The sequence below is a fragment of the Shewanella sp. 11B5 genome (genome assembly GCF_002836795.1).
In the GTDB taxonomy this organism is placed as follows: domain Bacteria; phylum Pseudomonadota; class Gammaproteobacteria; order Enterobacterales; family Shewanellaceae; genus Shewanella; species Shewanella frigidimarina.
Map to the genome: position 1 here is coordinate 1 of NZ_PJAP01000815.1, position 1,675 is coordinate 1,675.

A 1,675-nucleotide genomic window follows, 5' to 3' on the forward strand; every position below is an offset into this window, starting at 1 on the left:
ACACACCAAATAACGCTGGGATCATTAAGGTCCTAATTTTTACCACCCCAGGGTGATTCCATCCCCACGTAGGCCTAACGAGTGCTTTCTCACGAATTAAGAAAGGTATTTGGAATAGAAACTGAATCAGTCCACCAAAAAACACACCCCAAGCCAAACCAATTTCCGGGTTTTCAAGTGTATGTGCATACCATAAAGCCACAGCAATAATCGCAACATTCAAAAATACCGGCGTAAAGGCTGAAACCGCAAAGCGCCCGCGAGTATTAAGTATCGATCCTGCTAGGGCTGTGAAAGTGATAAACCATAAATATGGGAACGTAATTTTTAACATCACTGAAGCCAGTTCAAACTTTTCAGCATTCGGCCCATCATTTAACCAATCAACAAACCAGCCGCCACCAAAAAGGGCTGCTAATACCGGAGAACCAATAACACCAACCAAAGTAACAATTGTCACCAATACACCTAAAGTACCAGCGACTTTACTTAATAATTCGCGAGTATCTTCTGGGGTCATTTTTTCTTGGTACTCAGTCAGTACCGGCACAAATGCCTGCGCAAAAGCACCTTCAGCAAATAAACGCCTTAAGAAGTTAGGTATTTTATTTGCAAAAAAGAACACATCAGCACTGCTGCCTGCTCCCATTAGATTTGCTATCACCACATCACGCACTAAACCTAACACTCGAGACATCAGCGTCATAACACTAACAATTAAGCCTGATTTAAATAATTTTTTGCTCAAACAGCCCCCGGACACTCAATCACTTGTAAGACAATTAATGGGTTTTATAACAAATATTCGATTATAACTCTGTCACACAGACTCAAGAGCTGGTAGAATGCGCCATATATTACACGAGTTGGGTTGAAGAAAGGCACGCTAGATTGGATTAATTTATCTTTATGATAAATATTCAGTTGCAGTCGTTGACAAGACGATAAAAAGCAGGCATATTCCTCGGCCTTAAAAGTATCAAATCCAGTTTTTAGGAGTTGCACCTTGGCTAATAGCAAGTCTGCAAAGAAGCGCGCGCTTCAGTCTGAAAAGCGTCGCCAGCATAACGCTAGTCGTCGCTCTATGTTACGTACATACGTTAAAAGAGTTATCGCGGCTATCAAAAGCGGTGACCATAAAGCGGCTACAGAAGCGTTCGCTATTGCACAACCAATTGTTGACCGTATGGCGACTAAAGGTCTTATTCATAAGAATAAAGCCGGTCGTCAGAAGGCTCGCTTAAATGCAAAAATCAAAGCTATCGCAGCTTAAGTTTTTGTAGATTAAGATTCAAAAAACCGGCTTAGGCCGGTTTTTTTATCACTAAATTTTACCTACCTAGCCTTCTCTTAACGGCTTTAGCCCCTAGAACCAACCTCAACAGCTTAGTATCAACATAATAATGTCAAAATTATTAATAATATGACCCTGAAAAATATCCTGATTAAAGCAAACTACTCTTGAGAACGTTTATAACGTTTTATTAATACAAATAAACCTGAACTCGGAATAGCAAAAGACACTCAAACAGCCATTTGTCTTCCTAACGGCGTTTAATAAACATGCCGCCCCAGTTATTAACATATAAGGAGCTCCTCTTGTTAATAACACAAATGACAAGTTTGATAGCGGTAGTGGCTAATATTAAGTTCTTTATCATTGTCCTTTTATCTC

At 39.9% G+C, this 1,675-nt stretch carries 2 protein-coding genes; one reads left to right on the forward strand and one right to left on the reverse strand.

The window, feature by feature from the left end:
- A partial coding sequence (gene murJ, locus CXF78_RS16715; RefSeq protein ID WP_308302271.1) for a murein biosynthesis integral membrane protein MurJ occupies positions 1-748 on the reverse strand: 748 nt, incomplete at its 3' end.
- A gap of 258 nt (positions 749-1,006) precedes the next feature.
- On the opposite strand from murJ, the gene rpsT reads away from it, so the two are divergent.
- Complete coding sequence (gene rpsT, locus CXF78_RS16725) at positions 1,007-1,273, forward strand: 30S ribosomal protein S20 (RefSeq protein WP_011638341.1); 267 nt, start codon at positions 1,007-1,009, stop codon at positions 1,271-1,273.
- Positions 1,274-1,675: the final 402 nt, after the last annotated feature.